Here is a 25,675-nt window from a genome sequence, read left to right as displayed (position 1 = left end):
CGTTCCCTCAGAACTTCAGCAGGCTGGCGTCGTCGACCGAGGCCGAGCGCCGGGTCCGGAAGATGGTCATGATGATCGCGAGCCCGACCACGACCTCGGCCGCGGCCACCACCATCACGAAGAAGGCGGCGATCTGCCCGTCGAGGTTGCCGTGCTGGTGGGCGAAGGCGACGAAGGCCAGGTTGCAGGCGTTGAGCATCAGCTCCACGCACATGAACACCACGATCGCGTTGCGCCGGGTCAGGACACCGATCGCACCGATGGTGAAGAGGATCGACGACAGGACGACGTACTCGGTCACGCCTGGTTCTCCTCACTCGATCCGGTGCCGGCCGTCTTGCCACCGGTCTCGGGCTTCTCGTCCGGCTCGACGCCGAGCTGCGACTTGATCGCCTCGATGTCGGTGAGCCCGGCGGACTGCATGGTGCCGCGGGCGGCGAGGACCCGGGAGACCGACGCCGGCGCCGGGCTGCCGTCGGGCAGCAGGGCAGGGGTGTCGACGGCGTTGTGGCGGGCGTAGACACCCGGTGGCGGGAGCGGGCCGAGGTGGGCGCCGGTCTCGGCGTAGGCCCGGATCCGGTCGGCCGCGATGTCCGCCTGCGTACGACGCGGCGTGAGCCGCTCGCGGTGGGCCAGCACCATCGCGCCGACCGCCGCGGTGATCAGCAGGGCGCTGGTGGCCTCGAAGATGAAGACGTAGCGCGAGAACAGCAGGTTGGCGAGCGCCTGGACGTTGCCGCCCTGGTTGGCCTCGTCGAGCCCGACCGCCGTACCGAAGGTCAGCTGGCTCAGCCCGACGACCATGATCACCACGAACACGCCTCCGGTGAGCCAGGCGAGCGCGCGCTGTCCCTTGATCGTCTCCACCACGGAGTCGGAGGCGTCGACGCCGACCAGCATCAGCACGAAGAGGAAGAGCATCAGGATCGCGCCGGTGTAGACGATGATCTGCACCGCGAACAGGAAGGGCGCCTCCAGCACGGCGTAGAGGACCGCGAGGCTGATCATCACCACGGCCAGCAGCAGCGCGGCGTGCACCGCCTTGCGGACGAACAGCAGGCCCAGCGCGGCGATCACCATGATCGGCGCGAGGATCCAGAAGGCGGTCACTGCGGAGCCCCCTCACCGCGGTAGTAGACGTCGTCGGGACCGAGGAGCTGCGCGTGCGGCGGCTGCTCCATGCCCGGCAGCAGCGGGGCGAGCAGGTCGGACTTCTCGTAGATCAGGCTGGCCCGGCTGTCGTCGGCGAGCTCGTACTCGTTGGTCATCGTCAGCGCCCGGGTCGGGCACGCCTCGATGCACAGCCCGCACAGGATGCAGCGCAGGTAGTTGATCTGGTAGACGCGGCCGTAGCGCTCGCCGGCGGAGTAGCGCCCGGACTGCCCGTTCTCGTCGAGGCGGTCGTCGTTGGACGCGCCCTCGACGTAGATCGCGTCGGCGGGGCAGGCCCAGGCGCACAGCTCGCAGCCCACGCACTTCTCCAGGCCGTCGGGCCAGCGGTTGAGCTGGTGGCGGCCGTGGAAGCGGGGCGCGGTCGGCAGCTTCTCCTTGGGGTACTGCTCGGTGACCACCTTGCGGAACATCGTCCGGAAGGTCACCCCGAACCCGGCGATCGGGTCCCAGAACTGCTCCTTGGGCGTGGGCCCCTTCGGGCCCTGCTGGTCAGCCATTGCGCACCCCTGCATCGCTCGTGTGGACGTCCGTGCGGAACACCAGCGGTGCCGCGGCACCGCGTACCGCGCCACCGGCCGGCATCTGCGGAACCGGGTAGCCACCCGGCCGTGGCACGTTGACCGCCGCCGGCGCCTCGTCGGCCTTCTTCTCCGGGATCAGCAGGCTGAGCAGGAAGGCCGCCACCACCAGCCCGGCCGTCACCAGCCAGAAGGTCTGGTTTCCACCGTCGAAGGCACCCTCGTTGCGGGCGACCCGGAAGGTGGCGACGATGACGATCCAGCCCAGCGAGATCGGGATCAGCCGCTTCCAGCCGAAGGCCATGAACTGGTCGTAGCGCAGCCGCGGCAGCGAGCCGCGCAGCCAGATGAACATGAAGATGAAGAACAGGACCTTGCCGAAGAACCACAGCACCGGCCAGTAGCCCTCGTTGGCGCCCGCCCAGACCTCGTCGATCCAGAACGGCGCGTGCCAGCCGCCGAGGAAGAGGGTGGTGGCCAGCGCGGAGACCGTCGCCATGTTGATGTACTCGGCGAGGAAGAAGAGCGCGAACTTCAGGCTGGAGTACTCCGTGTGGAAGCCGCCGACCAGCTCGCCCTCGGCCTCGGGGAGGTCGAACGGCGCCCGGTTGGTCTCCCCCACCATGGCGATCGTGTAGATGATGAACGACGGGATCAGCGCCGCGCCGAACCACAGGTCGTCCTGGGCGGCGACGATCTCGCTGGTGGACATCGAGCCCGCGTACATGAAGACCGCGACCAGGGCCAGGCCCATCGCGACCTCGTAGGAGATCATCTGCGCGCTGGAGCGCAGCCCACCCAGCAGGGAGTACGTCGAGCCGCTGGACCAGCCGCCGAGGACGATGCCGTAGATGCCGATCGAGGCGATCGCCATCACGAAGAGCACCGCCACCGGCATGTCGGTCAGCTGCAGCGGCGTGCGCTCACCGAAGAGCGTCACCTCCGGGCCGAACGGGATCACGCTGAAGGTGACGAAGGCGGGCACCACGACGATCACCGGCGCCAGCACGAAGACCACCTTGTCGGCGGCCTTGGGGATCAGGTCCTCCTTGAAGGCCAGCTTCACGCCGTCGGCCAGCGACTGCAGCAGGCCGAAGGGACCGTGCACGTTGGGGCCGATCCGGTGCTGCATCCGGGCCACGACCCGGCGCTCCCACCAGATGTTGAACAGCGTCAGCAGGACCAGGATCACGAAGACCAGCAGGGTCTTGATGCCGATGATCCACCAGACGTCGTTGCCGAAGGCACCGAGGTTCGTGCTCATCCGTGCACCCCTTCCGCTCCGCTGATCGTGACCGTGCTGCCCGGCGAGGCGAGGTCGGCGAGCACGCCGTCGCCGACCGAGTTGGCCGGCACCCACACCACGCCGTCGACGAGGTCGTCGCCGATCTCGGCCGGCAGCGTGATCGACCCGCGGTCACCGGTGAGGGTGACGGTGGGCCCGTGCGCGTCGTAGACGGCCCGGGTGACGAGGGCGACCGGTGTGCGCGCGGTCGCCTTGAGGTATTTGTCGCCGTCCTGCAGCGAGCCGTTGTCGAGCAGCTGCTTCCAGGTCGCCAGCCGCACGGCCGAGTGGGGGTTTCCGGCGGTCGAGTGGGGACTTTCGCCGGCCGGAGCCGCCGACTCGGCCGCCGCAGGTGCCCACTCGACCCGCGGGCCGTCCCAGGGGCCGAGCTGGCCCATCTCGGCGCGGACCTCCTCGACGGTGCGGAAGCCGAGCGGGCTCCCCTGGCCGAGGTGGGCGAGCTCGTCGGCGATCCCGGCGAGCGCACGCAGCTCCGGCAGCGAGGCGGGGTTGCGCAGCGCGGCCTCCCAGGAGCGCACCCGGCCCTCCCAGTTGACGAAGGTGCCGGACTTGTCGGTGGTCGGCGCGACCGGGAAGACCACGTCGGCCGTCTCGGTCACCTCGGTACGACGCAGGTCGAAGGCCACCACGAACGAGGCCGCCGCGACGGCCGCACGGGTGGCCGTCGGGTCCGCCGTGTCGTCGGGGTCGACACCCGCGACGACCAGGCCGGCGAGCTCGCCGGCGGCCAGCGCGGCGACGATCCCGTCGGCGTCGCGGCCCGGCGCCTCGGGCAGCGCGGTGGCGCCCCAGGCGGCGGCGACGTCGACCCGGGCCTGGGCGTCGGCGACCGGTCGGCCGCCGGGCAGCAGGGTGGGCAGGCAGCCCGCCTCGACCGCACCGCGGTCACCGGCCCGGCGCGGCACCCAGGCCAGCCGGGCTCCGGTGCTCGCCGCGACCCGGGCGGCGGCGCTGAGCGCGCCGGGCACGGTGGCGAGCCGCTCACCGACCAGCAGCACGCTGGTCGCGTCGAGCTCGCCGGCCAGGGTGTCGAGCGTGGCCGGCTCGGCGCCGGGTGCGGTGAGCACGACACGGGCCCGCAGCTTCTCCAGCCCGCGGGTCGTGAACGGCGCCAGGCTGACCACCTCGGTGCCTCCGGCCAGGACCGACTTGCGCAGGCGCAGGAAGATCGCACCGGCCTCGTCCTCCGGCTCCAGGCCGACGAGGACGACCTTCGCGGCGGACTCCAGGTCGTCGTAGGTGACAGCGCCGCCGGCCGGGCCGGTCAGCACCACGTGGGCGCCGAGGAAGCCGGTCTCCTCGGCGGAGAGCGGCCGGGCCCGGAAGTCGATGTCGTTGGTGCCGAGGGCGACCCGCGCGAACTTGCTGTAGGCGTAGGCGTCCTCGACGGTCACCCGGCCGCCGGTGAGCACGCCGACACCGCCGGCGTCCCGGGCCGCGGCCAGGCCGCGGGCGGCGACGGTGAAGGCCTCGGGCCACGACGCCGGGCGCAGGTTGCCGTCCTCACCGCGGACCTGCGGGTAGGTGAGGCGGTCGTCGCCCTGGGCGTAGGCGAAGGCGAAGCGGTCCTTGTCGGTGATCCACTCCTCGTTGACCGCCGGGTCGTTGCCGGCCTGGCGGCGCAGCACCGTGCCGCGGCGGTGGTCGACCCGGATCGCCGAGCCGCACGCGTCGTGCTCGGCGATGCCGGGCGAGGAGACCAGGTCGAAGGGGCGCGAGCGGAAGCGGTACTGCTCCGAGGTGAGCGCGCCGACCGGGCAGATCTGGATGACGTTGCCCGCGAAGTAGGACAGGAAGGGCGCGTCCTCGGCGATGCCGATCTGCTGCTGGGCCCCGCGCTCGAGCAGCTCGATGAACGGGTCGCCCGCGATCTCGTCGGCGAAGCGGGTGCAGCGCTGGCACACGATGCAGCGCTCGCGGTCGAGCAGCACGGTGGGCGAGAGGTTGATCGGCTTGGGGAACGTCCGCTTCACGCCTCGGTTGCGCTCGTCGGAGAAGCGCGACTCGGCGCGGCCGTTGGACATCGCCTGGTTCTGCAGCGGGCACTCGCCGCCCTTGTCGCAGACCGGGCAGTCGAGCGGGTGGTTGACCAGCAGCAGCTCCATCACGCCCTGCTGCGCCTTGTCGGCGACCGGGCTGGTGACCTGGGTGCTGACGACCATGCCGTCGGCGACCGGCAGCGTGCAGGAGGCCTGCGGCTTGGGGAAGCCGCGCCCGTTCCCGGCGTCCGGTACGTCGACCAGGCACTGCCGGCAGGCGCCGACCGGCGCGAGCAGCGGGTGGTCGCAGAAGCGCGGGACCTGCACGCCGATCTGCTCGGCCGCCCGGATGACCAGGGTGTCCTTGGGGACGCTGACCTGGACGCCGTCGATGGTGACGGTCACCAGGGCGGTCTTCTCGACCTCGCCGGCGCTCATGCGGACACCTCCTGTCCGGCCCAGGCGGTCGACCGGGCGGGGTCGAACGGGCACCCGCCCTGGGCGAGGTGCGCGAGGTACTCGTCGCGGAAGTGCTGGATGGAGCTGGAGATCGGGCTGGTCGCGCCGTCGCCGAGCGCGCAGAACGAGCGGCCCAGGATGTTGTCGCACTGGTCGAGCAGCTGGTCGAGGTCCTCCTCGCTGCCCTGGCCGTTCTCCAGCCGGGTCAGCGCCTGCACCAGCCACCAGGTGCCCTCACGACAGGGCGTGCACTTGCCGCAGGACTCGTGCTTGTAGAACTCCGTCCAGCGCAGCACCGCGCGGACCACGCAGGTGGTCTCGTCGAAGATCTGCAGCGCCCGCGTGCCGAGCATGGAGCCGACGCCGCCGACCCCCTCGAAGTCGAGCGGTACGTCGAGGTGCTCGGCCGTCAGCAGCGGCGTGCTGGAGCCGCCGGGGGTCCAGAACTTCAGGTGGTGCCCGGCCCGGACGCCGCCGGCGAGGTCGAGCAGCTCGCGCAGGGTGATGCCGAGCGGGGCCTCGTACTGGCCGGGCTTCACGACGTGGCCGGACAGCGAGAAGATGCCGTGGCCCTTGGACTTCTCGGTGCCCATCGAGGCGAACCAGGCCGCGCCGTTCTTGACGATCGCGGGGACCGAGGCGATGGACTCGACGTTGTTGATGACCGTCGGGCTGGCGTAGAGCCCGGCCACCGCGGGGAACGGCGGGCGCAGCCGCGGCTGGCCGCGGCGGCCCTCCAGGCCCTCCAGCAGCGCGGTCTCCTCGCCGCAGATGTAGGCACCGGCGCCGGCGTGCACCACGACGTCGAGGTCGTAGCCGGAGCCGTGGATGTCCTTGCCGAGGTGGCCGGCGGCGTAGGCCTCCGCGACCGCGGCCTGCACCCGGCGGACCACGTGCACGACCTCACCGCGGATGTAGATGAAGGCCTTGTTGGCGCGGATGGCGTAGGAGCTGATGATCACGCCCTCGACGAGCACGTGCGGGTTGCCCATCATCAGCGGGATGTCCTTGCAGGTGCCCGGCTCGGACTCGTCGGCGTTGACGACGAGGTACTTCGGCTTCGGGTTGTCCTGCGGGATGAAGGACCACTTCATGCCGGTCGGGAAGCCGGCGCCGCCGCGACCGCGCAGCCCGCTGTCCTTGACGGCGGTGATCACGTCGTCGGGGCTCATCGCGAAGGCGGCGTCGAGGGCGGCGTACCCGCCCTGGGCCTCGTAGGGGCCGAGCTTCCAGCCCTGCTCGACGTCCCAGGTCTGGGTGAGGACCGGGGTGAGGGTGTCAGTCATCGCTCGCCTCCTGGGCCGGCTGCGCGGACGGTTCCGGGGCGGTCCAGCCGCGCTCCCGGGCGATCTCGAGCCCGGCGACGCTGGCCGGACCGGCGGCCGGACCCTCGTCGGCGCGGCCGTCGGGGAAGCCGGCGAGCACCCGCTCGGCCTCCCGCCAGGTGCACAGCTTGGGACCGCGGGTCGAGCTGACCTCGTGGCCGGCGCGCAGCGCCTCGACCATCTGGACCGCCGACTCGGGGGTCTGGTTGTCCATGAACTCCCAGTTGACCATCATCACCGGCGCGTAGTCGCAGGCCGCGTTGCACTCGATGTGCTCCAGGCTCACCGTGCGCGAGTCGCCCTGGCGCTGGACGGCGACCTCGTCGTTGCCGATCTCCAGGTGCTCCTTGAGCCGGGCGAAGATCTCATCGCCCCCCATCACCGCGCACAGCGTGTTGGTGCACACGCCGACGTGGTAGTCGCCGACGCCGTGCCGCTTGTACATCGTGTAGAAGGTCGCGACGCCGCTGACCTCGGCGGGGCTGATGTCGAGGATCGCGGCGCAGGCCTCGATGCCCTCGGGGGTGATCCGGCCCTGCACCGACTGCACGAGGTGCAGCATCGGCAGCAGGCCCGAGCGCGGCTCGGGGTAGCGGGCCGCGATCTCGCGCAGCTCGGTGATCGACGTGTCGTCGAGGGGCGGGGTGCTCATCGGTCGACGCCTCCCATGACCGGGTCGATGCTCGCGATGGCGACGATGACGTCGGCGATCTGGCCGCCCTCGCTCATCACGCCCATCGCCTGGAGGTTGTTGAACGACGGGTCGCGGAAGTGCGCCCGGAACGGCCGGGTCCCGCCGTCGGAGACCACGTGCGCGCCGAGCTCGCCGCGGGGCGACTCGACCGGCACGTAGGCCTGGCCGGCCGGCACCCGGAAGCCCTCGGTCACCAGCTTGAAGTGGTGGATCAGGGCCTCCATGGACTCCCCCATGATGTGGCGGATGTGGTCGAGGCTGTTGCCCATGCCGTCGCTGCCGATGGAGAGCTGGCTGGGCCAGGCGACCTTCTTGTCGGCCACCATGACCGGCGCGCCCTCCAGCCGGGCCAGCCGGTCGGCGGCCTGCTCGATGATCTTGAGCGACTCGTGCATCTCGTTCAGGCGCACCCGGAAGCGGCCGTAGGAGTCGGCGGTGTCCCAGGTCTGGACGTCGAAGTCGTAGGTCTCGTAGCCGCAGTAGGGCTGGGCCTTGCGCAGGTCGAAGCCGTAGCCGGTGCTGCGCAGGACCGGGCCGGTGAGGCCCAGCGCCATGCAGCCCTCGAGGTCGAGGTGGCCGACGTTCTCCAGGCGGGCCTTGAAGATCGGGTTGGCGTTGCACAGCGCGGCGTACTCCGGCAGGCGCTTCTTCATCAGCGCCACGAAGTCGCGGATCTGGTCGAGCGCGCCCGGCGGCATGTCCTGGGCGACACCACCGGGACGGATGAACGCGTGGTTCATGCGCAGGCCGGTGATCAGCTCGAACAGGTCGAGCACCAGCTCGCGCTCACGGAAGCCGATCGTCATCACGGTCAGTGCGCCGATCTCCATGCCGCCGGTGGCGATGCAGACCAGGTGGCTGGAGATCCGGTTGAGCTCCATGAGCAGGACCCGCATGACCTGGGCCTTCTCGGGGATGTCGTCCTCGATGTCGAGCAGCCGCTCGACGCCCAGGACGTAGGTCATCTCGTTGTAGAACGGGGAGAGGTAGTCCATCCGGGTGCAGAACGTCACGCCCTGCGTCCAGGTGCGGTACTCCATGTTCTTCTCGATGCCGGTGTGGAGGTAGCCGATGCCGCAGCGGGCCTCGGTGACCGTCTCCCCCTCGATCTCGAGGATCAGCCGGAGCACGCCGTGGGTCGAGGGGTGCTGCGGACCCATGTTGACGACGACCCGCTCGGCGGCGTCGCCCTCGCCGATGCCGGAGGCGATGTCGCTCCAGTCCTGGCCGGTGACGGTGAAGACCTTGCCGTCCGTGGTCTCGGCCGGGTCGGCGTAGAAGTCGGTGCTCATCAGGAGTAGCTCCTCCGCTGGTCCGGCGGCGGGACGGTGGCGCCCTTGTACTCGACGGGGATGCCGCCGAGGGGGTAGTCCTTGCGCTGCGGGTGGCCCGGCCAGTCGTCGGGCATCAGGATCCGGGTCAGGGCCGGGTGGCCGTCGAACTGGATGCCGTACATGTCCCAGGTCTCGCGCTCGTGCCAGTCGGCGGCGGGGTAGACCGCCACCACCGACGGGACGTGCGGGTCACCGTCGGGGGCGCTGGTCTCCACCCGGATCCGCCGGTTCCAGGTGTACGACGCGAGGTGGTAGACCGCGTGCAGCTCGCGCCCGGCGTCGCCCGGGTAGTGCACGCCGCTGACGCCGGAGAGGAACTCGAAGCGCAGCGCCGGGTCGTCGCGCAGCAGGCTCATCACGGTGACCAGGTCGGCGCGCCGGACGTGGAAGGTGATCTCACCGCGGTGGATGACCACCTGCTCGACGAGCGCGTCCAGCTTGTCGGCCACCGTGTCGAACCAGCCGGGCCCTCCTGAGCCGGTCGAAGGGCCGAACGGACGCTGCGCGGCGCCCGGGAACACGATGGGGGCCACCAGTCCGCCGTACCCGCTGGTGTCGCCGCTGCCCTTGACCCCGAACATGCCCTGCCGCTCGCCGACCGCGCGGACCTCCAGGCCCGGCTCGCCGAGCGCCTCGGGTGCGTTCTCGGGCGACTGCTCGACGGCCGGCTGCTCGACGGCCTTCTCGGGACCCTGCTTCTCGTCGGTCATCGCAGCAGACCCCGCTGGTCGCCGGTCGGCAGCGCCACCAGCGCCTCGGCCTCGAGGTCGCGGATCTGCGCCTCGCGGTTCTTGCCGAAGGGGGTGTCGTGCTGGACCTTGTCGTGCAGCTTGAGGATCGCGTCGATGAGCATCTCCGGGCGCGGCGGGCAGCCGGGGAGGTACATGTCGACCGGCACGACGTGGTCGACGCCCTGCACGATCGCGTAGTTGTTGAACATGCCGCCGCTGCTGGCGCACACGCCCATCGCCAGCACCCACTTGGGCTCGGCCATCTGGTCGTAGATCTGGCGCAGCACCGGCGCCATCTTCTGGCTCACCCGGCCCGCCACGATCATCAGGTCGGCCTGGCGGGGGCTGGCCCGGAAGACCTCCATGCCGAAGCGGGCGAGGTCGTACTTCGGGCCGCCGGAGGTCATCATCTCGATCGCGCAGCAGGCCAGGCCGAAGGTGGCCGGCCAGAAGCTGGCCTTGCGCATGTAGCCGGCCAGGCCCTCGACCGTGCTCAGCAGGACTCCGCTGGGGAGCTTCTCCTCGATACCCATGTGTGCTTGTCCCTCAGTCCCAGTCCAGGCCGCCGCGACGCCACACGTAGGCGTAGGCGACGAAGACGGTGGCGATGAAGAGGATCATCTCGACCAGCCCGAACCAGGCCATGCTGTCCAGCTGCATGGCCCACGGGTAGAGGAAGATGATCTCGATGTCGAAGACGATGAAGAGCATCGCGGTGATGTAGTACTTCACCGGGAAGCGGCCGCTCAGCGCCTGGGGCGTGGGCTCGATGCCGCACTCGTAGGAGTCCATCTTCGCGCGGTTGTAGCGGCGCGGGCCCACCATCGTGCTCATCGCGACCGATCCGACCGCGAACAACGCGGCGAGAGCGGCGAGCACCAGGACCGGTGTGTAGAGCTCCATGAGCCTCCCTCTCGTGATCTTGTGAACAGAATCACTAGTGGCGTGGCCCACATCCTGCCACTCCCCACGCGGGTGCGCACAGGGGGGTGGTGCAGACCACAAATGCGGTCTGACCTGGGGATTTAACGCACAGGAGGGTTGCGAAAATCAGCCACCGTCGGCCGGTACGCCGATCCGCCCCAGCCAGGCGTCCGGGAAGAGCGGGCGCGGCACCATCAGCTGCTGGCGGGTGACACCGTCACGAGCCACCACGAAGACCGGCCCCACCCGCGGACGCTGGAAGCGCTCCCAGGCGACCTCGGCCGTGCCGGTGCCGGTCCGCGGCACCAGGGCGTCGTCGGTGGCCTCCGCCGACACCGTCCGCCCGACCGGGTACGCCGCCCCGAACACCTGCCGCGCGCTGCTCCGGCACGCGGACCAGGCGCGACCGAGCCACGCCGCGCCGAGGACGACCAGCAGGACCGCCAGCACCGGCCCGCTGAGACCTACCGCGAGAAGGGCCAGACCGGCGACGAGCACGCAGCCGGGCACGGCGGTCGCCCGCCAGTAGTGGACCGCCGCGGCGCGGACCACGTCACGCAGCTCGGGCTCGGTCGGGGTCCACTCCTGCTCCACGCCCGCATGATCACATGCTCAGGGCGTCAGCGACCGAAGCGGTCCAGCCACTCGTCGGCGACGAGCTGGCGCGGGAGCAGCACCGGGCGGCCCAGCACGGTGTCCCGCACCTCCACCACGGCCGCGCCCGGCCGCGGCCGGACGTAGCGGTCCCAGGAGACCTCGACGGCCTCCACCGCGTTGACCATCCGCAGGCCGGAGTCGAGCGCCTCGATGCTCGCGACCCGGCCCACCGGGTAGACCCGGTCGACCAGCCGCCCGGTCCTGCGCAGCAGGAAGAGCAGCTGGAGAGCACCGACAGCGACGACGAGGATCGGGAAGAGGATCAGCACCACTCGCAGGTCCCTGACCACGAGCACGAGGTAGGCGAGAAGGATCAGCGAGACCGGCACCATGCACCGCCGGCAGCCGCGCCACGACCACACCTCGACGAGTGCGCGCGCCTCGCGCCGGGTCGGGGTCCACTCCTGCTTCACGCCCGCATGATCACACGCTCAGCCCACCAGCTCGGTCCAGGTCGTCTCGACCCGCTGCAGCAGGTCGTCGTCGAGCCGTTCCTCGTCGGCCGCCTCGCCGCGTCGCACCTTGCCGTCGGGCGCGAGCTCGGTCGAGCCCACCCAGCGACGTACGCCGGTGCGGGAGGCGGCGAGGGAGACGGTGATCGTGGCCTCGCGGGGTACGAGCTCGCGCATCACCGCGAGGGCGCTGCGCAGCTGCTCGTCGTCGATGCCGGCCGCGAGCTCCAGCCGGCCGGCGTGGGAGACCACCCCGATGACGTCCGGCAGCGCCATCACCTTCTCGTACGACGCCAGCCGGCTCGGCGTCTCGTCGGCGGAGGTCTCGACGACGAGGTCCCGGTCCTGGCCCAGGAAGGGCGCGGGCGCCGGGGCGTAGCCGAGCGACCTGAGGCCGGCCCGGGGGTGCGCGGCGAGCACCCGGCGGGCGGCGCGGAAGCCGGCGAGGTCGGTGGCGAGCACGTCGACGTAGCGGGCCGGGGCGAGACCGGGGACCGCGGCCAGGGCGACGTACGCCGCCCTGGTGGCCGGGTCCTTCGTCGCGTCCCGCAGTCCCCGGGGCGAGGTCACCAGGGTGCCCCAGCCGACCGCGTCCTTGTCGCGGTCGAGCCAGGGCACGAGCCGGGCGGCCTGCTCCCGCAGGTCGTCGAGCGAGATGTCACGGGGCGAGAACACCACGCCGACCCGGGTGGCGCCCACGACGCCGTTGATCCAGCCGCCCGTGCCCGGGAAGCGCTGCTGCAGCGCCACCATCGCGCGCAGGGCGGCGACGTCGACGCCGAAGTCGAGGCGGGTGCTCCACTGCACACCCATGGTCCCGTCGGCCGACTGCACCCGGATCGAGTCACCGGTGTCGACGTCGAGGGCCTGGAGGTCGAGGGCCAGCGCGGCGACGTCGGCGGCGGGTGCCGTGACCAGGGTGCTCACCGACACCGACGCGCCGTCCGTGACCGCGGTGGCGCGTCCGTCGGCGCGGAACCACAGCGCCCGCACGAGGTCGCCCTGCGCGTCGCTGCGGGAGCGGCTGCCGCGCCCGACCGGGGGCAGGTAGGCGGCGAAGCCGTCCACGTCGATCCGGAAGCCGCTCAGGGCGTGGAGCGGGGCGGCGTAGGCCCCGAAGTCGTCGACGAAGTCCCAGACCTGGTCGTCGGTGCGCCCCTCCTCCAGCCGGACGACGACCTGGTCGTCCTGCTCCTGCACCGACGCGACGTCCGGCCGTTCGTCGAGCCAGCGCACGACCTTCTGCTGGTCGGTGCCGCCGCCCTCGGCGCCGGAGCAGCCGGAGAGCACGAGGGCTGCCGCGACGAGGAGCAGCAGGGCACGACGCATGCCGGGCACGGTGCCCGAGCGGTGCCGGGGCGAAACCCTCAGGCGGTGGCCCGGTGCAGGGTGACGATGCCGCCGGAGAGGTTGTGCCACTCGGCGCCGGTCCAGCCGGCCTCCCCGATCAGCGCGGCGAGCCCCGCCTGGTCGGGCCAGGCCCGGATCGACTCGGCGAGGTAGACGTAGGCGTCGGGCGCTGAGGAGACGGCGCGGGCCACGGCGGGCAGCGCCTTCATGAGGTACTCGATGTAGACGGTGCGCCACGGCGCCCAGGTCGGGTGGCTGAACTCGCACACGACCAGCCGGCCACCGGGCTTGGTGACCCGCCGCATCTCGGCCAGGCCGGCGAGCGGGTCGACGATGTTGCGCAGCCCGAACGAGATGGTCACGGCGTCGAAGGTGGCGTCGCGGAAGGGCAGCTTGGTGCCGTCACCGGCGGTGAAGGGCAGGTGCGGCAGCTGCTTCTTGCCGACCTGCAGCATGCCGACGGAGAAGTCGCACGGGATGACGGTGGCACCGGCGTCGCGGAAGGGCTGGCTCGACGTACCGGTGCCGGCGGCGAGGTCGAGCACCGTGTCCCCGTACGACGGGTCGACGGCGGTCAGCACCTCCTTGCGCCAGCGCCGGTCCTGCCCGAACGACAGGATGTCGTTGGTCAGGTCGTACCGCCGCGCCACCGCATCGAACATGCGTCGGACGTCGGCGGGCTGCTTGTCGAGCTCTGCGCGGGCCACCGCGGCAGCCTATCGGCGCAAAATCGTTCGCAACCAACCGGCCGTCCACGGCGTCTATGCAGACATGAACACCAAGGCGCGGCTCGCTCGCCGCATCACGCTCGTGACCGTGGTCGCGGCGCTCCTCTCCGTGCTGGCGTACGGCGTCGGCTGGGCCGTGCGCGGCGAGTCGCTCCCGTGGGACCACTCGACCACGGACGCGGCCCCGCGCCAGGACCGGCCGGCTCCGCGCCCGAGCACCCAGGAGCCGACGCCGGCCCCGTCGGACGGCGGGACGCCGAGCCCGACGCAGGAGCCGAGCGACGAGCCGGACGAGACCGACGGGACGCCCAGCGAGACCCCCGGCGGGACCCCGAGCCGGACGCCCCGTCCGACGCCGAGCGAGAAGCCCACCCCGTCGGCCGGTCCGGCGTTGCTCTCCCCCGGCGACGAGGGCGCCGAGGTCCGCGAGCTGCAGGCGCGGCTCAAGCAGATCGCCTGGTTCAGCGGGGACGTGACCGACCACTACGGCGACGTCACGACCGAGGCGGTGCGCGGCTTCCAGGCCAAGCGCGGCATCGCGGTCACCGGCGCCGTCGACCAGCGCACCCTCGACCTGCTGCACCAGATGACCCGCGAGCCCACCCCGGGCGAGCTGACCAACCAGCCGCCGCCGGGCGGCGGGGGCAACACCCCCGGCCCGTTGGACGCGCGCTGCACGACCGGCCGCGTGCTGTGCATCGACAAGTCGAGCCGCACGTTGCGCTGGGTGGTCGACGGCACCGTCCGCAAGACCGTGGACGTGCGCTTCGGCTCCTCCGAGATGCCGACCCGGGAGGGGGTCTTCGCGATCGAGCGCAAGAGCCGCGACCACGTCTCGTCGATCTACCACACGCCCATGCCGTACGCGATGTTCTTCTCCCGCGGCCAGGCCGTGCACTACTCCTCGGACTTCGCGGCCCGCGGCTACAACGGCGCCTCGCACGGCTGCGTCAACGTGCGTGACAAGGACGCGGTGGCGTGGCTCTTCGACCAGGTCGCCATCGGCGACAAGGTCGTCGTCTACTGGAGCTGAGGCTCAGGAGTCGGTGAGGTCGATGACCTTGTCGAGGTAGCCCGCCACCTCGTCCGGGGTGAGCCCGTTGCTGAAGATGTCGTAGGTCAGGCCCTTGCTCTCCGTGCGGCACTGCACGACGTAGCTCTCAGCCGTCGGGGCCTGGCCGGTCGGCATGCCGGTGGCCGGGTCGGTCGCGTCGCGCCAGGTCACCGAGCAGCGCTTCCCCTGCACGTCCTTGAGCTGGTAGTGCGCACCGACCTCGTCGGTCATGAAGGGACCCTGCGGGTTGAGCAGGCCGGGGGCACCCGGCGCGATCGTCACGGCCATCTGGGCGGAGCCGGTCTGGCTCCCCGGCGGCGGGATGGCGATGTAGCCCCGGACGCGGGCGGCGCCGTACTCCTTGGTGAAGTAGGCCGACGCCTCCTTCTCGGACGCCTTGATCTTCGCGATGGCGGTCTTGAACTGCGGGGCGCCCTCCGGGGTGTCCATCCCGACCTGCTCGGCGGTCACGTTCGACAGCGCCACGAACCGGTCGTCGAGCTTGTCCGGCAGCGTCGGCAGGGAGCCGGCCGCTGCGGCCGGCTCGTCGACGACCTTCGGCAGGCCGACGCCGAACCCGACGGCGGCGGCGAGCAGGACGACGCCGGTGGTGGCACCGGCCAGGGTGGAGCGTGCGATCGGCATCCCGCCATCATGCCGCGTCCACCTGAGAGATCCCCGAGGGGGCTACAGGTCGGTCCCGTCGGCCAGCCGGACGTAGTCGAGGTCGCGCGCGCCGAGCAGCCGGCCGAACTGGGCGTCGACGATCCCGAGCCCGGCCTCGGAGTAGACCCGGTCGTGGATGGCGACGTTGCGGGCCGCGCCGACGCTGCGGGCGAAGTCGATGCCCTCGCTGAGCCGCATCCACGGCGCGCAGACCGGGGTGAGCAGCACGTCGACCGGCACGCCAGGCACGGTCAGCGCGTCGCCCGGGTGGAAGACCGACTGCTCGCCGAGGGTGAGCACGTAGCCGCTGTTGTGGAAGCGCGGCAGGTCGGGGTGGATCACCGCGTGCAGCTCGCCGATGGCACGCACGCCGATGCCGCCGACGGTCCAGGTCTGGTCGGGCGCGACGACGGTGACCCGCTCGGCGACGTCCGGCGCGGACTCGCGGATCTGCGCGGCGACGGCGGCGATCGTGTAGATCGGGGCGTCCGTGGCACGCAGCTTGTCGGCGTCGTAGTGGTCGGGGTGCTCGTGCGTGACCAGCACCGCGTCCACCCCCTCGACCGACTCCCGCTCGCTCCACATGCCGGGGTCGAGGGCCACGGTGGTGCCGTCGTGCTCGATCCGGACGGCGGCGTGGCCGAACTTCGTCAGGCGCATGGCCCCACCGTAGCCGGGCGCCGGAGCCTGCCCCAGCCGTCCCGGGTCAGCCGGTCTGGTGGTGCACGAAGCACCAGCGCCAGTCCTCGCCCGGCTCCACCGAACGCATGACGGGGTGCTGGGTCTCGCGGAAGTGGGCGGTGGCGTGGCGGCCGGGCGAGGAGTCGCAGCACGCGACGTGCCCACAGGTCAGGCACATCCGCAGCGCGACCCACTGCTCGCCGTCGGCGAGGCAGGCAGCACACGCCAGCACCGACGGTACGGCGGGCGAGCCCGCCAGCGGCGTCGACAGCAGGTCCTCGCAACCACCCGCGAGCGGCCGGCTGGCGACCGCCGTGCGCAGCTCGGCGCGCTGTGCGACCGCGGCGTCGAGCATCGACTCCTCGACGTCGAGCATGGCCAGCACCTCGCTGACGATCTCCGAGGGCACCTTGCCCGTGGAGCGGATCTCCAGGACCCGGCGGCGCTCCTTCTCGATCATCTCCCCACGCCAGCGGGCGTACAGGTCGCTCGGGCTCTCCAGGTCGGCGGTCGTGCCGAGCCGCTCCCAGGCGGCGAAGTTGCGCTGCTCGATGCGCTGGATGATCAGGTCCCGCACCCGCAGCGGGTCGTCGTCCTCGGCAGCCAGCTCGTCGAGCCGCTTGATGCCGGCCTTGGCCGCCTGCTGCAGCAGGGTCGCGCGGGCCAGGGCGTCGTCCTGCGGGTCCGGCCCGGGCACCTTCAGCCGCCGCGCCAGCGCCGGCAGGGTGAGGCCCTGGCCGAGCAGGGTGCCGGCCACCACGGCGAAGGCGATGATCAGCAGCACCTCGCGGTGCGCGGTGTCCTCCGGCACGGTGAACGCCGCCGCCAGGGTGACCACGCCGCGCATGCCCGCCCAGCCGATGAGGAACGAGCTGCGCCACAGCATCGGCATCGGCTCCCCCGTGCGGGCCTCCGGCCCCCGGCGCAGCAGCAGGCCACTGGCCGCGAACACCCACACCATGCGCAGCACGACACAGGTCAGCAGCGCGGCGCCGCACGCGAGGGCGATGGTCGAGGCGCCGTACTCGCTGTCGCCGACCTCCGCCAGCAGCCAGTCGGCCTGCAGGCCGATGAGCAGGAAGACGGTGTTCTCCAGGACGTAGGCGATCGTGCGCCAGTTGGTCCGCTCTGCGATCCGCGACTGCGCGCTCTGCAGGATCGGCGCGACGTGGCCGAGCAGCAGGCCGGCGACCACGACGGCGACCACGCCGGAGGCGTGGATCTCCTCCGCCACGATGTACGACGCGAACGGGATCACCAGCGAGATCGCGGTGTCGAGCAGCGGGTCGGTGACCTTCTTGCGGATGAAGCCGACGACCACGAACACGACGCCGCCGATCGCCGCACCACCGCCGGCGGCGATCACGAAGTCGAGGCCGACCTCCCACGCGACGACCGTCGTACCGAGGGCGGCGACGGCGGTGCGCAGCGCCACCAGCGCGCTGGCGTCGTTGAGGAGGGACTCGCCCTCCAGGATCGTGACCACCCGCCGGGGCAGGCCGATCCGGCGGCCGATCGCGGTCGCGGCGACCGCGTCGGGCGGCGCGACGACCGCACCGATCGCGATCGCGAGCGCCCAGTGCAGGTCGGGGATGACGAGCTTGACCACCACGCCGACGCCGAGGGTCGTGAACGCGACCAGGCCCACCGAGAGCAGGAGGATCGGTCCGCGGTTGGCGTTGAAGTCGACGAGCGAGGTGTTGACGGCCGCGGAGTAGAGCAGCGGTGGGAGCAGGCCGAGCAGCACCATCTCGGGCTCGAGACGCAGCTCCGGCACCCCGGGGACGTACGACGCCGCGACGCCGACCACCACCAGCGTCAGCGGCGCGGGGACGTCGACCCGCTCCGACAGGGCGGTGACCGTCAGGACGACGACCGCGATGGCCACGAGCAGGAAGGCGATCTCCACGGTGGCTATTGTCCGGGATCGGTGGCGAGGGCGCGGATCGCGGCGTCCAGCTCGCGGCGGCCGGTGCGGTCGACGACCGCCTCGACGACCTCGATCCCGCCGTTCGGGGAGGCCAGCGCCTGCTCCAGCTCGGGGCGCGAGGTGACCCTGAGGTGGGGCACGCGGTGGGCCGCGCACAGGCTCGCGAGGTCGGTGCCGTGCGGGGTGCCGAAGAGGCGTTCGAAGGACGCCGCGTGGGCCGGCGCGCCCTGCTCCAGCATCGAGAAGATCGCGCCGCCGTCGTCGTTGGGGACCACGATGGTCAGGTCCGGGCGCGGCTCGTCGGGACCGAGCGCGAGCGCGGTCTGGTCGTGCAGGAACGTCAGGTCGCCCATCAGCGCGAGGCTCCGCGTGGAGTCGCGGCGGCCCAGCGCGGCGCCGATCGCGGTGCTGACCGTGCCGTCGATCCCGGCCAGGCCGCGGTTGGCGATCACCTTGCGCCGGCTCCCGACCGGGGTCGGGCGCGCCACCAGGTCCAGGTCCCGGATCGGGCTGGAGGCGCCCACGACGAGCAGGCCGCCGGCGGGGAGGGCGGCGTGCGTGGCCCGTGCGACGTCGTACGGCGTGAGGGTGGGCTGGTCCGCGAGCAGCCGGTCGACCCGGCGGGCCAGCGCCCGGTCAGCGTCACGCCAGGCGTCCAGCCAGGCCGGGTCGTCCGGTGCGTCGCCGGCCCAGCGCGGCGCGCCGATCGCGGTCGAGCCCGGGGGCGCGGGCGGCCACACGCCGGGGCCGGGGACGACCAGCACCTCCACGTCGTCGCGCTCCAGCAGGCGGGTCACCGGGCGGGACAGGGTGGGCCGGCCCAGCACGACCACCCGCTCGACCCGGGCGCCGAGGTCGGTGCCGAGCAGCAGCCGGTAGGTCCGCAGCGCGTGCTCCCCCGTGCGCGCCCCGCTGCTCGGCTCGGCCAGCAGCGGCCAGCCCGCCGCCTCGGCGAGCTGCCGCGCCCGGGGGCCGGCGTCGTCGCCCGCGACCACGACGGTCCGGGGTCCTGGGGCGAGCTCTCGCGGGGGTAGTCCCTGACGAAAAGCACTGATTTCGACCCCGAAAGCGTGCTTTTCGTCAGGGACTACCCCCGGCGGAGCCTCGGGGACCAGGGGCGCGTCGAGCTGGAGGTTGAGGTGCAACGGGCCCTCGGCGTCGGGGCTCACGGCGAGCAGGTCGGCCTCCGAGGCGAGGTCGTACGTCGACACGAAGGGGCTGAAGATGCCGACCTGGTCGGTGGTCTGGTTGGCGCCGGTGCCGCGCAGCCGGGCCGGGCGGTCGGCGGAGAGCACGACGAGCGGGATGCCGGCGTGGGCGGCCTCGAGGACGGCGGGGTGGAGGTTGGCGATGGCGGTGCCGGAGGTGGTGACGACGGCGGCCCGGGCGCCGGACTTGGTCAGCCCGAGGGCGAGGAAGCCGGCCGTGCGCTCGTCGATCCGGGTGTGCAGGCGCGGCCCGCCCGCCTGCTCCGCGGCCCACAGCGCCAGCAGCAGCGGGGCGTTGCGGGAGCCGGGGGCGACGACGACCTCGCTCACGCCGGCGCGCCGGAGCCAGGTCAGGCAGGCGGCGGCGAGGTCGGCGGCGGTCATGACCGACGATCCTCCCGCACCGCGCGTACGGCAGCGAGCCGGGCCGTCCAGTGCGCGACCCGGTCGGGCGGGGCCGCCAGCCGGCCCACCTCCGCGAGGTCGACGACGGGGCGGCTCACGGGTAGGGCCCCGTCGACGGGTAGCAGCGGCGCGCTCGCGACGTCGGCGGTGAGCAGCTGGACGGTCGCCAGCCCGCAGGCGTGGGGCAGCGCCGGCAGCGCGGCGGCGAGGGCGACCCCGGCGGCGATCCCGACCGAGGTCTCCAGGGCGGAGGACACCACCACCGGCAGGCCGATCCGCTCGGCGATCTCCAAGCAGGCACGCACGCCGCCGAGCGGCTGCACCTTGAGCACGGCGATGTCGGCCGCCTCCAGGTCCCGCACCCGGTAGGGGTCCTCGGCCCGGCGGATCGACTCGTCCGCCGCGATCGGCACGTCCACGCGACGGCGCACCCGAGCCAGGTCCTCGACGGCCGCGGTGGGCTGCTCGACGTACTCCAGCCCCCCGGCCGCCCGGTCCAGCGCCACGATCGCGGCGACCGCGTCCTCGACCGACCAGCCGCCGTTGGCGTCGACCCGGACGTGGCCGCCCGCACCCAGCGCGGCGCGCACCGCCGCGACCCGGTCGCGGTCGTCGGCGAGCGACTGGCCGGGCTCGGCGACCTTGACCTTGGCGGTGCGGCAGCCACCGGCTCGGACGATCTCCGCAGCCCGCTCGGGGCCGACCGCGGGGACGGTGACGTTGACCGGCACGGACGTGCGCACCGGCTCCGGCCAGTCACCGGCGAGCGCCTCCTCGGCGCAGCGCAGCCAGGGCTCGGCGACCTCGGGCGGGTACTCCAGGAACGGGCTCCACTCCCCCCACCCACCGGGCCCGTCGAGCAGCGCCACCTCGCGCACCGTGATCCCGCGGAAGCGGGTGCGCATCGGGATCGACAGGACCCTCACCGCAGGGCCTCCGCCCGCAACGCCTGACGGTCCGGCTTGCCGTTGGCCAGCAGCGGGATCGCGTCCAGGACCACGACCTGGCGCGGGGCCCAGGCGCGCGGGTGCTCGGCGGCCACCCAGTCGCGCAGCGTCTCGACGTCGACCGGAGCGGACAGCTCCACGAAGGCGACGACCCGGTTGCCCCACTCGGCGTCCGGTACGCCGAGCACCTCCGCCGCGGCGACCGCCGGGTGCCCGCGCAGCCGCTCCGCGACGGCCGGGCCGGGCACGTTCAGCCCGCCGCTGACGACGACGTCGTCGAGCCGCCCGATCAGCGCCAGCCGGCCGTCCTCGTCGAGGCGACCGGCGTCGGAGGTGAGGAACCAGCCGTCCACGAGCACCTCCGCGGTGAGCTCGGGGGCGCCGTCGTAGCCGGCGAAGAGGGTGGGCCCGGCGATCCGCACCCGACCGCCCTCGCCGAGCGCGACCGCCACCCCGTCGAGCGGCACGCCGTCGTAGACGCACCCGCCCGCGGTCTCCGCCGAGCCGTACGTCGCGACCACGTGCACCCCTGCGTGCTCGGCCCGCTCGCGCAGACGGGCGCCGACCGGGCCACCGCCGAGCAGCACGGTGTGGGCCCGGCGCAGCGCGGCGACGTCCTCCGCGGAGTCGAGCAGCCGGGTCAGCTGGGTCGGCACGAGCGAGGTGAACCAGCCCTCGCCGGCCGGCCACCCGTCGCGCTCCAGCAGCGCCGGCTCGTGCCCGGCGACGAGCGAGCGGAGCACCACCTGCACCCCCGCGACGTACGACGGCGGGAGGGCGAGCACCCACGGTCCGCTCGCGCCGAGCCGGGCCGCGGACGCGCGGATCGAGGCCAGCACGGCCGCGCGGGGCAGCAGCACCCGCTTGGGCGCGCCGGTGGACCCGGAGGTCGTGACGAGCAGCGGGACGTCCTCGGGAGCGTCGAGCCAGGCGCGCGCGCCGGCCACGACGTCGACGGCGGAACCGGGGACCGCCCACACTCGCACGAGACAGAATCTAGTCCTTGGTGGACAATGGCCGGCGATGAGGACCGATCGGGCGGAATCTCAGAAGTTGTGGCGACGGCTGGTGCCGCCGACACGGCTCGGGCGACGGCTCGCGGCGCAGACCATCACGTTCACCACCGGCGAGGGCGCGTTCAACACGGGCAGCGCCGTCTTCCTCACCCAGGTGGTCGGCATGTCGGCGAGCCGGGTGGGCCTGGCGCTGACGCTCGTCAACGTCGCGGAGTTCCTGCTCGCCTATCCCGCCGGACGTGTCGTCGACCGGCTCGGCCCCCGGCGGGTGTGGGCGGTGAGCATGGCGGTGCGCGGCGCCTGCTTCCTCGCGCTGCCGTTCGTCGGTTCCTTCGGGGCCTACCTGCTGGTCGGCACGATCTTCGCCGCCTTCAGCTCCGCGGCCCAGTCCGGCTTCCGGGCCTACGTCGTCGACGTGCTGCCGCCGGAGAGCCGGGTCGAGACGCAGGCCCACCTCTACTCCGCGGTCAACCTCGGCTTCACGCTCGGCGCCATCGTCGGCGGCCTCGCGCTGGCGACCGGGGACCTGGACGTCATCCGCTGGTCGCCGGTGTTCGCGGCCGCGCTGACGATCCTCAGCGCGGTGCGGATCGCCGGGCTGCCGGCCGCACCCCACGACCTGCGGGTGGCCAGTGGCGAGGCCCGTGTGCGACCACCGGGCCCCGGTCCGCTGCGCAACCGCGGCTGGGTCCTGCTGACCTTCTGCCTCGGGGTGTTGTGGACCAACCAGACCCTGCTGCACGTGGTGATCCCGCTGTGGCTGGTCACGGCCACCGACGCCCCGCACGTGCTGCTGGCCTGGCTCTACGGCACCAACACGGTGCTGTGCATCCTGCTGCCGGCGTACACCTCGAAGGGGGCGCGCGACCTGCCCGGCGGGCTGCGCTACGTGTGGCTCTCCAGCGGCTTCTTCGTGGCGTCCTGCCTGCTCACCTGGACCACGCACTCCACGGTCGGCCTGGTGACCGTCCTGCTGGTCTGGCTCGGCCACGTCGCGGTCACCGCGGCCGAGCTGACGATGTCGGGTGCGAGCTGGGCCTTCCAGAGCGAGCTGATGGACCCGCGCCGGCGCGGGGAGTACCAGGGCGTCGCCGCGGTCACCCGGGCGATGGGCTCGATGTGGGCGCCGGCGTTGTTCACCGTGCTCGCCATGAAGGGAGGCGGGGTGGGCTGGTTGGTCATCGGGGCGATCGTCGCCGGTGCGGCGGTGCTGACCGGGCCGTCGCTGCGCCTGGCCGTGCGCTTCCGCGACCAGCACTTCCCGGTCACCGAGGAGGACCAGGAGCACCAGGACGCCGCGGAGGAGCGGGCCACGAGCACCGCCGCGGAAAATCGTTCGACAGGAGCCGCTGCCGGGGCGTAGAATTATCTTGATGTCGAGATACATTCCCGAGCGGCTCGCACGCCTCGCCGGCCCCACTCCCCTGGTCCGCCGGCTCTCGACCCAGTCGGTGCTCTCCGCGTTCGGGGACGGCGTCTTCCTCACCGGCAGCGCGGTGTTCTTCACCCAGGTCGTCGGGCTGAGCGCCGCCCAGGTCGGCCTGGGCCTCACCGTCGCCGGTGTGGTGACCTTCCTGCTCGCCGTACCGCTCGGCAAGCTCAGCGACCGCTACGGCGCCCGCACGGTCTGGGCGCTGGCCTCGCTCGTCGAGGCACTGCTCTACCTCGCCTGGCTGGCCGTCGGCGGGATCGCGACCTTCATCGCGATGATGATCGTGCTGGAGACCGTCTCGACGGCCAGCCGCGCCGCCCGCAACGCCTACCGGTTCGACATCTTCCCGCGCGCGGAGCGGGTCTCCTCCAACGCCTACTTCCGCGCCGCCCGCAACGTCGGCTACACCCTCGGGGCCCTGCTCGCGGGCGTCGCGCTGGCGACCAACAGCGACGACGTGATCCGCGCCGTCCCCCTCGTCACCGCCGCCCTGCTGCTGCTCAACGCCGTCCTCGTGGCCCGCCTGCCCCGCGCGATCCACCACACCGAGGAGGCGCCGCTGGAGCAGGTGCTGGAGGAGGCCGGGGCGAAGGAGAGCGCCCTGCGCAACCGCGGGTACGTCGCGATGTCGATCTGCAGCGGCGTGCTGAACACCCACCAGGTGCTCCTCAACGTGGTGATCCCGCTGTGGCTGGTCGAGGAGACCGACGCCCCGCGGGTGCTGCTGGCCTGGCTGTTCGGCACCAACACCGTGATGGCGGTGCTGCTCCAGGTCGCCGCCGCCCGCGGCATCACCACGGTCGCCGACTCGCTGCGCGCCCAGCGCCGGGGCGCGCTCTTCTTCGTGCTCTCCTGCGGGATCGTGCTGGTCACCCACGACACCGTCGGCTGGGTGACGATCGTGCTGGTCTGGGTCGGCCACGTCACCGTGACCGGCGCCGAGCTGTTCGGCTCGGCGGGCGACTGGGGCCTGCAGGCCGAGCTCTCCGACCCCGCCCGGCGCGGGGAGTACCAGGGCGTCACCCAGCTCGGCTACACCCTCGGCTCGGTGTGGGCACCCGCCGCGTACACCTTCCTGGCGATGGAGTGGGGCGCCCAGGGCTGGCTCGTGATCGCCGCGATCGTGGCGCTCGCCGCGGTCGCGATCCACCCGGCCGCACGCAGCGCCGAGCGGTACCTGACCCGGGTGGGCGCCGAGAGCGCGCAGCCTGCTTGAATCGACGGCTATGGCCACCCCTGCCCACTGGATCGCCGGCGCCCGACTGCGCACCCTGCCCGCCGCGGTCGCACCCGTGCTCGCCGGCACCGCCGTGGCGGCGTACGCCGACGAGGCGGTGTGGTGGAAGGCCCTGCTCGCGCTCGTGGTGAGCCTGGCCCTGCAGGTCGGCGTCAACTACGCCAACGACTACTCCGACGGGATCCGCGGCACCGACGACGAGCGGGTCGGACCGCTGCGCCTCGTCGGCTCCGGCCTCGCCAGCCCCGCCGCGGTCAAGCGCGCGGCGTTCGCCTCCTTCGGCGTCGCCGCGCTCGCCGGTCTCGCACTGACCGTCGCCACCGGCGCCTGGTGGCTGGTCGCCGTCGGCGCCGTCAGCGTGCTCGCCGCCTGGTACTACACCGGTGGCTCGAAGCCCTACGGCTACCTCGGCCTCGGCGAGGTGATGGTCTTCGTCTTCTTCGGCCTGGTCGCCACCGTCGGCACCACCTGGGTGCAGACCGAGGCCTGGGGCCGGATCGGCTGGGCCTCCGTCGTCGCCGGCGCCGGCGTCGGCGCGCTCGCCTGCGCGATCCTGGTCGCCAACAACCTGCGCGACATCCCCACCGACGAGGTCGCGGGCAAGATCACCCTTGCGGTGCGGCTCGGCGACCGTCGTACCCGGCTGTTCTACGCGGTGCTCGTCGCGTCGTCGGCCGCCGCGGTCCTCGCCCTGGCGGCGCTCACCTCGTGGTGGGCCCTGCTCGGCCTGGGCTTCCTGGTCCCCGCCGGTGCGGGTGCGCGGATCGTGCTCGGTGGCGCCCGCGGCCCGGCGCTGATCCCGGTGCTGCAGCGGACCGGGGTCGCCGAGCTGGTCTGGGCGGTGCTGACCGGCCTCGGGCTCGTGCTGGCCTGAGCCGGCTCAGTCCTCGGGGTCGTCCTCCTTGGCGCGCATCTCCTCGTACCGCTCGGAGATGCGGCCGGCGCGGTCCTCGACCTTCACCGCGAAGGCGTTGCGCTGCCGCTCCAGCAGGAGGTACGACGCGACGCCGCTGACCAGGAACGCGACCACCACGACGAGCAGCATGTTGACCGAGTCGGCGACGAGGAACCACACCCCGAACACGATGCAGAAGGCGCCGACGAACATGCCGACGCGCAGGGCGGTGTAGATCCAGAACTCCTTCACCGGACCAGGGTATGCGGGCCGCTCGCGGGGGCGACCCCCGGGGACCGCCCCCACGGCGACCACCACGGCCCTACTCTTGAGGTGTGAAGCTGTTGCTCGTCGTGATCCTCTTCGCGGCCATCACCTACCTGGCGGTGCGCTGGCTGCAGGACCGCGGGTACGGCGGCCAGCAGGTCCCGCGGCGCCCCTCGCGCCCGCAGCCGCCGAGCCGGCCGGTCGCGCCGGACGACGACGAGACCTTCCTGCGCGACCTGGAGTGGCGGCGCCGGCAGCAGGAGCGGCGCGGCAAGAACCCGCCGGACCAGCCCGACGCCTGACCGGC

The 25,675-nt window shown here is 72.7% G+C and carries 27 protein-coding genes; 5 read left to right on the top strand and 22 right to left on the bottom strand.

The window, feature by feature from the left end; all coding sequences use genetic code 11:
- Window positions 1-7 precede the first annotated feature (7 nt).
- The 15 genes from nuoK to MRBLML1_RS20045 form a co-directional block, all read right to left on the bottom strand.
- Entirely contained in the window at window positions 8-301 is a 294-nt protein-coding gene (nuoK, locus tag MRBLML1_RS20115) for an NADH-quinone oxidoreductase subunit NuoK (RefSeq protein WP_364519366.1), read from the bottom strand.
- Window positions 298-1,110, bottom strand: coding sequence for an NADH-quinone oxidoreductase subunit J (locus tag MRBLML1_RS20110; protein ID WP_364519364.1), 813 nt, complete (start codon window positions 1,108-1,110; stop codon window positions 298-300). The genes nuoK and MRBLML1_RS20110 overlap by 4 nt, the downstream gene beginning before the upstream one ends.
- Window positions 1,107-1,670, bottom strand: a complete 564-nt coding sequence (nuoI, locus tag MRBLML1_RS20105; protein ID WP_364519362.1) for an NADH-quinone oxidoreductase subunit NuoI — start codon at window positions 1,668-1,670, stop codon at window positions 1,107-1,109. Before nuoI ends, MRBLML1_RS20110 begins: the two co-directional genes overlap by 4 nt.
- Window positions 1,663-2,955: an NADH-quinone oxidoreductase subunit NuoH gene (nuoH, locus tag MRBLML1_RS20100; RefSeq protein ID WP_364519360.1), complete on the bottom strand. Its 1,293-nt coding sequence runs from the start codon at window positions 2,953-2,955 to the stop codon at window positions 1,663-1,665. Before nuoH ends, nuoI begins: the two co-directional genes overlap by 8 nt.
- Window positions 2,952-5,414, bottom strand: a complete 2,463-nt coding sequence (locus MRBLML1_RS20095; RefSeq protein ID WP_364519358.1) for an NADH-quinone oxidoreductase subunit G — start codon at window positions 5,412-5,414, stop codon at window positions 2,952-2,954. The genes nuoH and MRBLML1_RS20095 overlap by 4 nt, the downstream gene beginning before the upstream one ends.
- Window positions 5,411-6,721: an NADH-quinone oxidoreductase subunit NuoF gene (gene nuoF, locus MRBLML1_RS20090; protein WP_364519356.1), complete on the bottom strand. Its 1,311-nt coding sequence runs from the start codon at window positions 6,719-6,721 to the stop codon at window positions 5,411-5,413. The genes MRBLML1_RS20095 and nuoF overlap by 4 nt, the downstream gene beginning before the upstream one ends.
- Window positions 6,714-7,412 carry an NADH-quinone oxidoreductase subunit NuoE gene (nuoE, locus tag MRBLML1_RS20085; protein ID WP_364519354.1) on the bottom strand — a complete coding sequence of 233 codons (699 nt, stop codon included), beginning with the start codon at window positions 7,410-7,412 and terminating at the stop codon, window positions 6,714-6,716. The genes nuoF and nuoE overlap by 8 nt, the downstream gene beginning before the upstream one ends.
- On the bottom strand, window positions 7,409-8,746 hold the full coding sequence (locus MRBLML1_RS20080) for an NADH-quinone oxidoreductase subunit D (RefSeq protein ID WP_364519352.1): 1,338 nt from the start codon (window positions 8,744-8,746) through the stop codon (window positions 7,409-7,411). Before MRBLML1_RS20080 ends, nuoE begins: the two co-directional genes overlap by 4 nt.
- On the bottom strand, window positions 8,746-9,498 hold the full coding sequence (locus MRBLML1_RS20075) for an NADH-quinone oxidoreductase subunit C (protein ID WP_414691280.1): 753 nt from the start codon (window positions 9,496-9,498) through the stop codon (window positions 8,746-8,748). Before MRBLML1_RS20075 ends, MRBLML1_RS20080 begins: the two co-directional genes overlap by 1 nt.
- Window positions 9,495-10,052: a NuoB/complex I 20 kDa subunit family protein gene (locus MRBLML1_RS20070; protein WP_364519350.1), complete on the bottom strand. Its 558-nt coding sequence runs from the start codon at window positions 10,050-10,052 to the stop codon at window positions 9,495-9,497. Before MRBLML1_RS20070 ends, MRBLML1_RS20075 begins: the two co-directional genes overlap by 4 nt.
- A 13-nt stretch (window positions 10,053-10,065) precedes the next feature.
- A complete protein-coding gene (locus tag MRBLML1_RS20065) occupies window positions 10,066-10,422 on the bottom strand; it encodes an NADH-quinone oxidoreductase subunit A (protein ID WP_364519348.1) in 357 nt (118 codons plus the stop codon).
- A 147-nt stretch (window positions 10,423-10,569) separates the two neighbouring features.
- Entirely contained in the window at window positions 10,570-11,037 is a 468-nt protein-coding gene (locus tag MRBLML1_RS20060; RefSeq protein WP_364519346.1) for a hypothetical protein, read from the bottom strand.
- Window positions 11,038-11,063: 26 nt separating this feature from the next.
- On the bottom strand, window positions 11,064-11,513 hold the full coding sequence (locus MRBLML1_RS20055) for a hypothetical protein (RefSeq protein WP_364519344.1): 450 nt from the start codon (window positions 11,511-11,513) through the stop codon (window positions 11,064-11,066).
- An 18-nt stretch (window positions 11,514-11,531) separates the two neighbouring features.
- Window positions 11,532-12,881, bottom strand: a complete 1,350-nt coding sequence (locus MRBLML1_RS20050) for a hypothetical protein (RefSeq protein ID WP_364519342.1) — start codon at window positions 12,879-12,881, stop codon at window positions 11,532-11,534.
- A gap of 38 nt (window positions 12,882-12,919) precedes the next feature.
- Window positions 12,920-13,609, bottom strand: a complete 690-nt coding sequence (locus MRBLML1_RS20045; protein ID WP_364519340.1) for a demethylmenaquinone methyltransferase — start codon at window positions 13,607-13,609, stop codon at window positions 12,920-12,922.
- Between the two features lie 64 nt (window positions 13,610-13,673).
- On the opposite strand from MRBLML1_RS20045, the gene MRBLML1_RS20040 reads away from it, so the two are divergent.
- Window positions 13,674-14,663, top strand: a complete 990-nt coding sequence (locus tag MRBLML1_RS20040; protein ID WP_364519338.1) for a L,D-transpeptidase family protein — start codon at window positions 13,674-13,676, stop codon at window positions 14,661-14,663.
- A 3-nt stretch (window positions 14,664-14,666) separates the two neighbouring features.
- On the opposite strand, the gene MRBLML1_RS20035 is transcribed toward MRBLML1_RS20040, so the two are convergent.
- From MRBLML1_RS20035 to MRBLML1_RS20010, 6 genes are read right to left on the bottom strand one after another with little or no spacing between them, the layout of a single operon-like run.
- Window positions 14,667-15,329 (bottom strand): hypothetical protein, encoded by a 663-nt coding sequence (locus MRBLML1_RS20035; RefSeq protein ID WP_364519336.1) that lies wholly within the window; start codon window positions 15,327-15,329, stop codon window positions 14,667-14,669.
- Between the two features lie 42 nt (window positions 15,330-15,371).
- On the bottom strand, window positions 15,372-16,010 hold the full coding sequence (locus MRBLML1_RS20030) for an MBL fold metallo-hydrolase (protein WP_364519334.1): 639 nt from the start codon (window positions 16,008-16,010) through the stop codon (window positions 15,372-15,374).
- A gap of 46 nt (window positions 16,011-16,056) precedes the next feature.
- Window positions 16,057-17,940, bottom strand: a complete 1,884-nt coding sequence (locus MRBLML1_RS20025; RefSeq protein WP_364519332.1) for a Na+/H+ antiporter — start codon at window positions 17,938-17,940, stop codon at window positions 16,057-16,059.
- Between the two features lie 5 nt (window positions 17,941-17,945).
- Window positions 17,946-19,553, bottom strand: coding sequence for a 2-succinyl-5-enolpyruvyl-6-hydroxy-3-cyclohexene-1-carboxylic-acid synthase (gene menD / locus MRBLML1_RS20020; RefSeq protein WP_364519330.1), 1,608 nt, complete (start codon window positions 19,551-19,553; stop codon window positions 17,946-17,948).
- A complete protein-coding gene (locus MRBLML1_RS20015; protein WP_364519328.1) occupies window positions 19,550-20,500 on the bottom strand; it encodes an o-succinylbenzoate synthase in 951 nt (316 codons plus the stop codon). The genes menD and MRBLML1_RS20015 overlap by 4 nt, the downstream gene beginning before the upstream one ends.
- Complete coding sequence (locus MRBLML1_RS20010; RefSeq protein WP_364519326.1) at window positions 20,497-21,507, bottom strand: AMP-binding protein; 1,011 nt, start codon at window positions 21,505-21,507, stop codon at window positions 20,497-20,499. The genes MRBLML1_RS20015 and MRBLML1_RS20010 overlap by 4 nt, the downstream gene beginning before the upstream one ends.
- Window positions 21,508-21,589: 82 nt before the next feature.
- Between MRBLML1_RS20010 and MRBLML1_RS20005 the strand changes: the two genes are divergently transcribed.
- The 3 genes from MRBLML1_RS20005 to MRBLML1_RS19995 are packed head-to-tail and all read left to right on the top strand — an operon-like array spanning window position 21,590 to window position 25,080.
- Window positions 21,590-22,900: an MFS transporter gene (locus tag MRBLML1_RS20005; protein WP_364519324.1), complete on the top strand. Its 1,311-nt coding sequence runs from the start codon at window positions 21,590-21,592 to the stop codon at window positions 22,898-22,900.
- Window positions 22,901-22,910: 10 nt separating this feature from the next.
- On the top strand, window positions 22,911-24,185 hold the full coding sequence (locus MRBLML1_RS20000) for an MFS transporter (protein WP_364519322.1): 1,275 nt from the start codon (window positions 22,911-22,913) through the stop codon (window positions 24,183-24,185).
- Between the two features lie 10 nt (window positions 24,186-24,195).
- Entirely contained in the window at window positions 24,196-25,080 is an 885-nt protein-coding gene (locus MRBLML1_RS19995; RefSeq protein ID WP_364519320.1) for a 1,4-dihydroxy-2-naphthoate polyprenyltransferase, read from the top strand.
- 6 nt (window positions 25,081-25,086) lie between these two features.
- On the opposite strand, the gene MRBLML1_RS19990 is transcribed toward MRBLML1_RS19995, so the two are convergent.
- The gene (locus MRBLML1_RS19990; RefSeq protein ID WP_364519319.1) at window positions 25,087-25,353 is read right to left on the bottom strand and encodes a DUF4229 domain-containing protein; all 267 of its coding nucleotides are present in this window, start codon (window positions 25,351-25,353) and stop codon (window positions 25,087-25,089) included.
- An 83-nt stretch (window positions 25,354-25,436) separates the two neighbouring features.
- Between MRBLML1_RS19990 and MRBLML1_RS19985 the strand changes: the two genes are divergently transcribed.
- Window positions 25,437-25,670 carry a hypothetical protein gene (locus MRBLML1_RS19985; RefSeq protein ID WP_364519317.1) on the top strand — a complete coding sequence of 78 codons (234 nt, stop codon included), beginning with the start codon at window positions 25,437-25,439 and terminating at the stop codon, window positions 25,668-25,670.
- The last annotated feature ends 5 nt before the right edge of the window (window positions 25,671-25,675 follow it).

This window comes from Nocardioides sp. LML1-1-1.1 (assembly GCF_040676175.1).
Taxonomy (GTDB): Bacteria; Actinomycetota; Actinomycetes; order Propionibacteriales; family Nocardioidaceae; genus Nocardioides.
The sequence above is the reverse complement of the archived record's forward strand: the minus strand, read 5'-3'. Positions and strand labels throughout refer to the sequence as shown.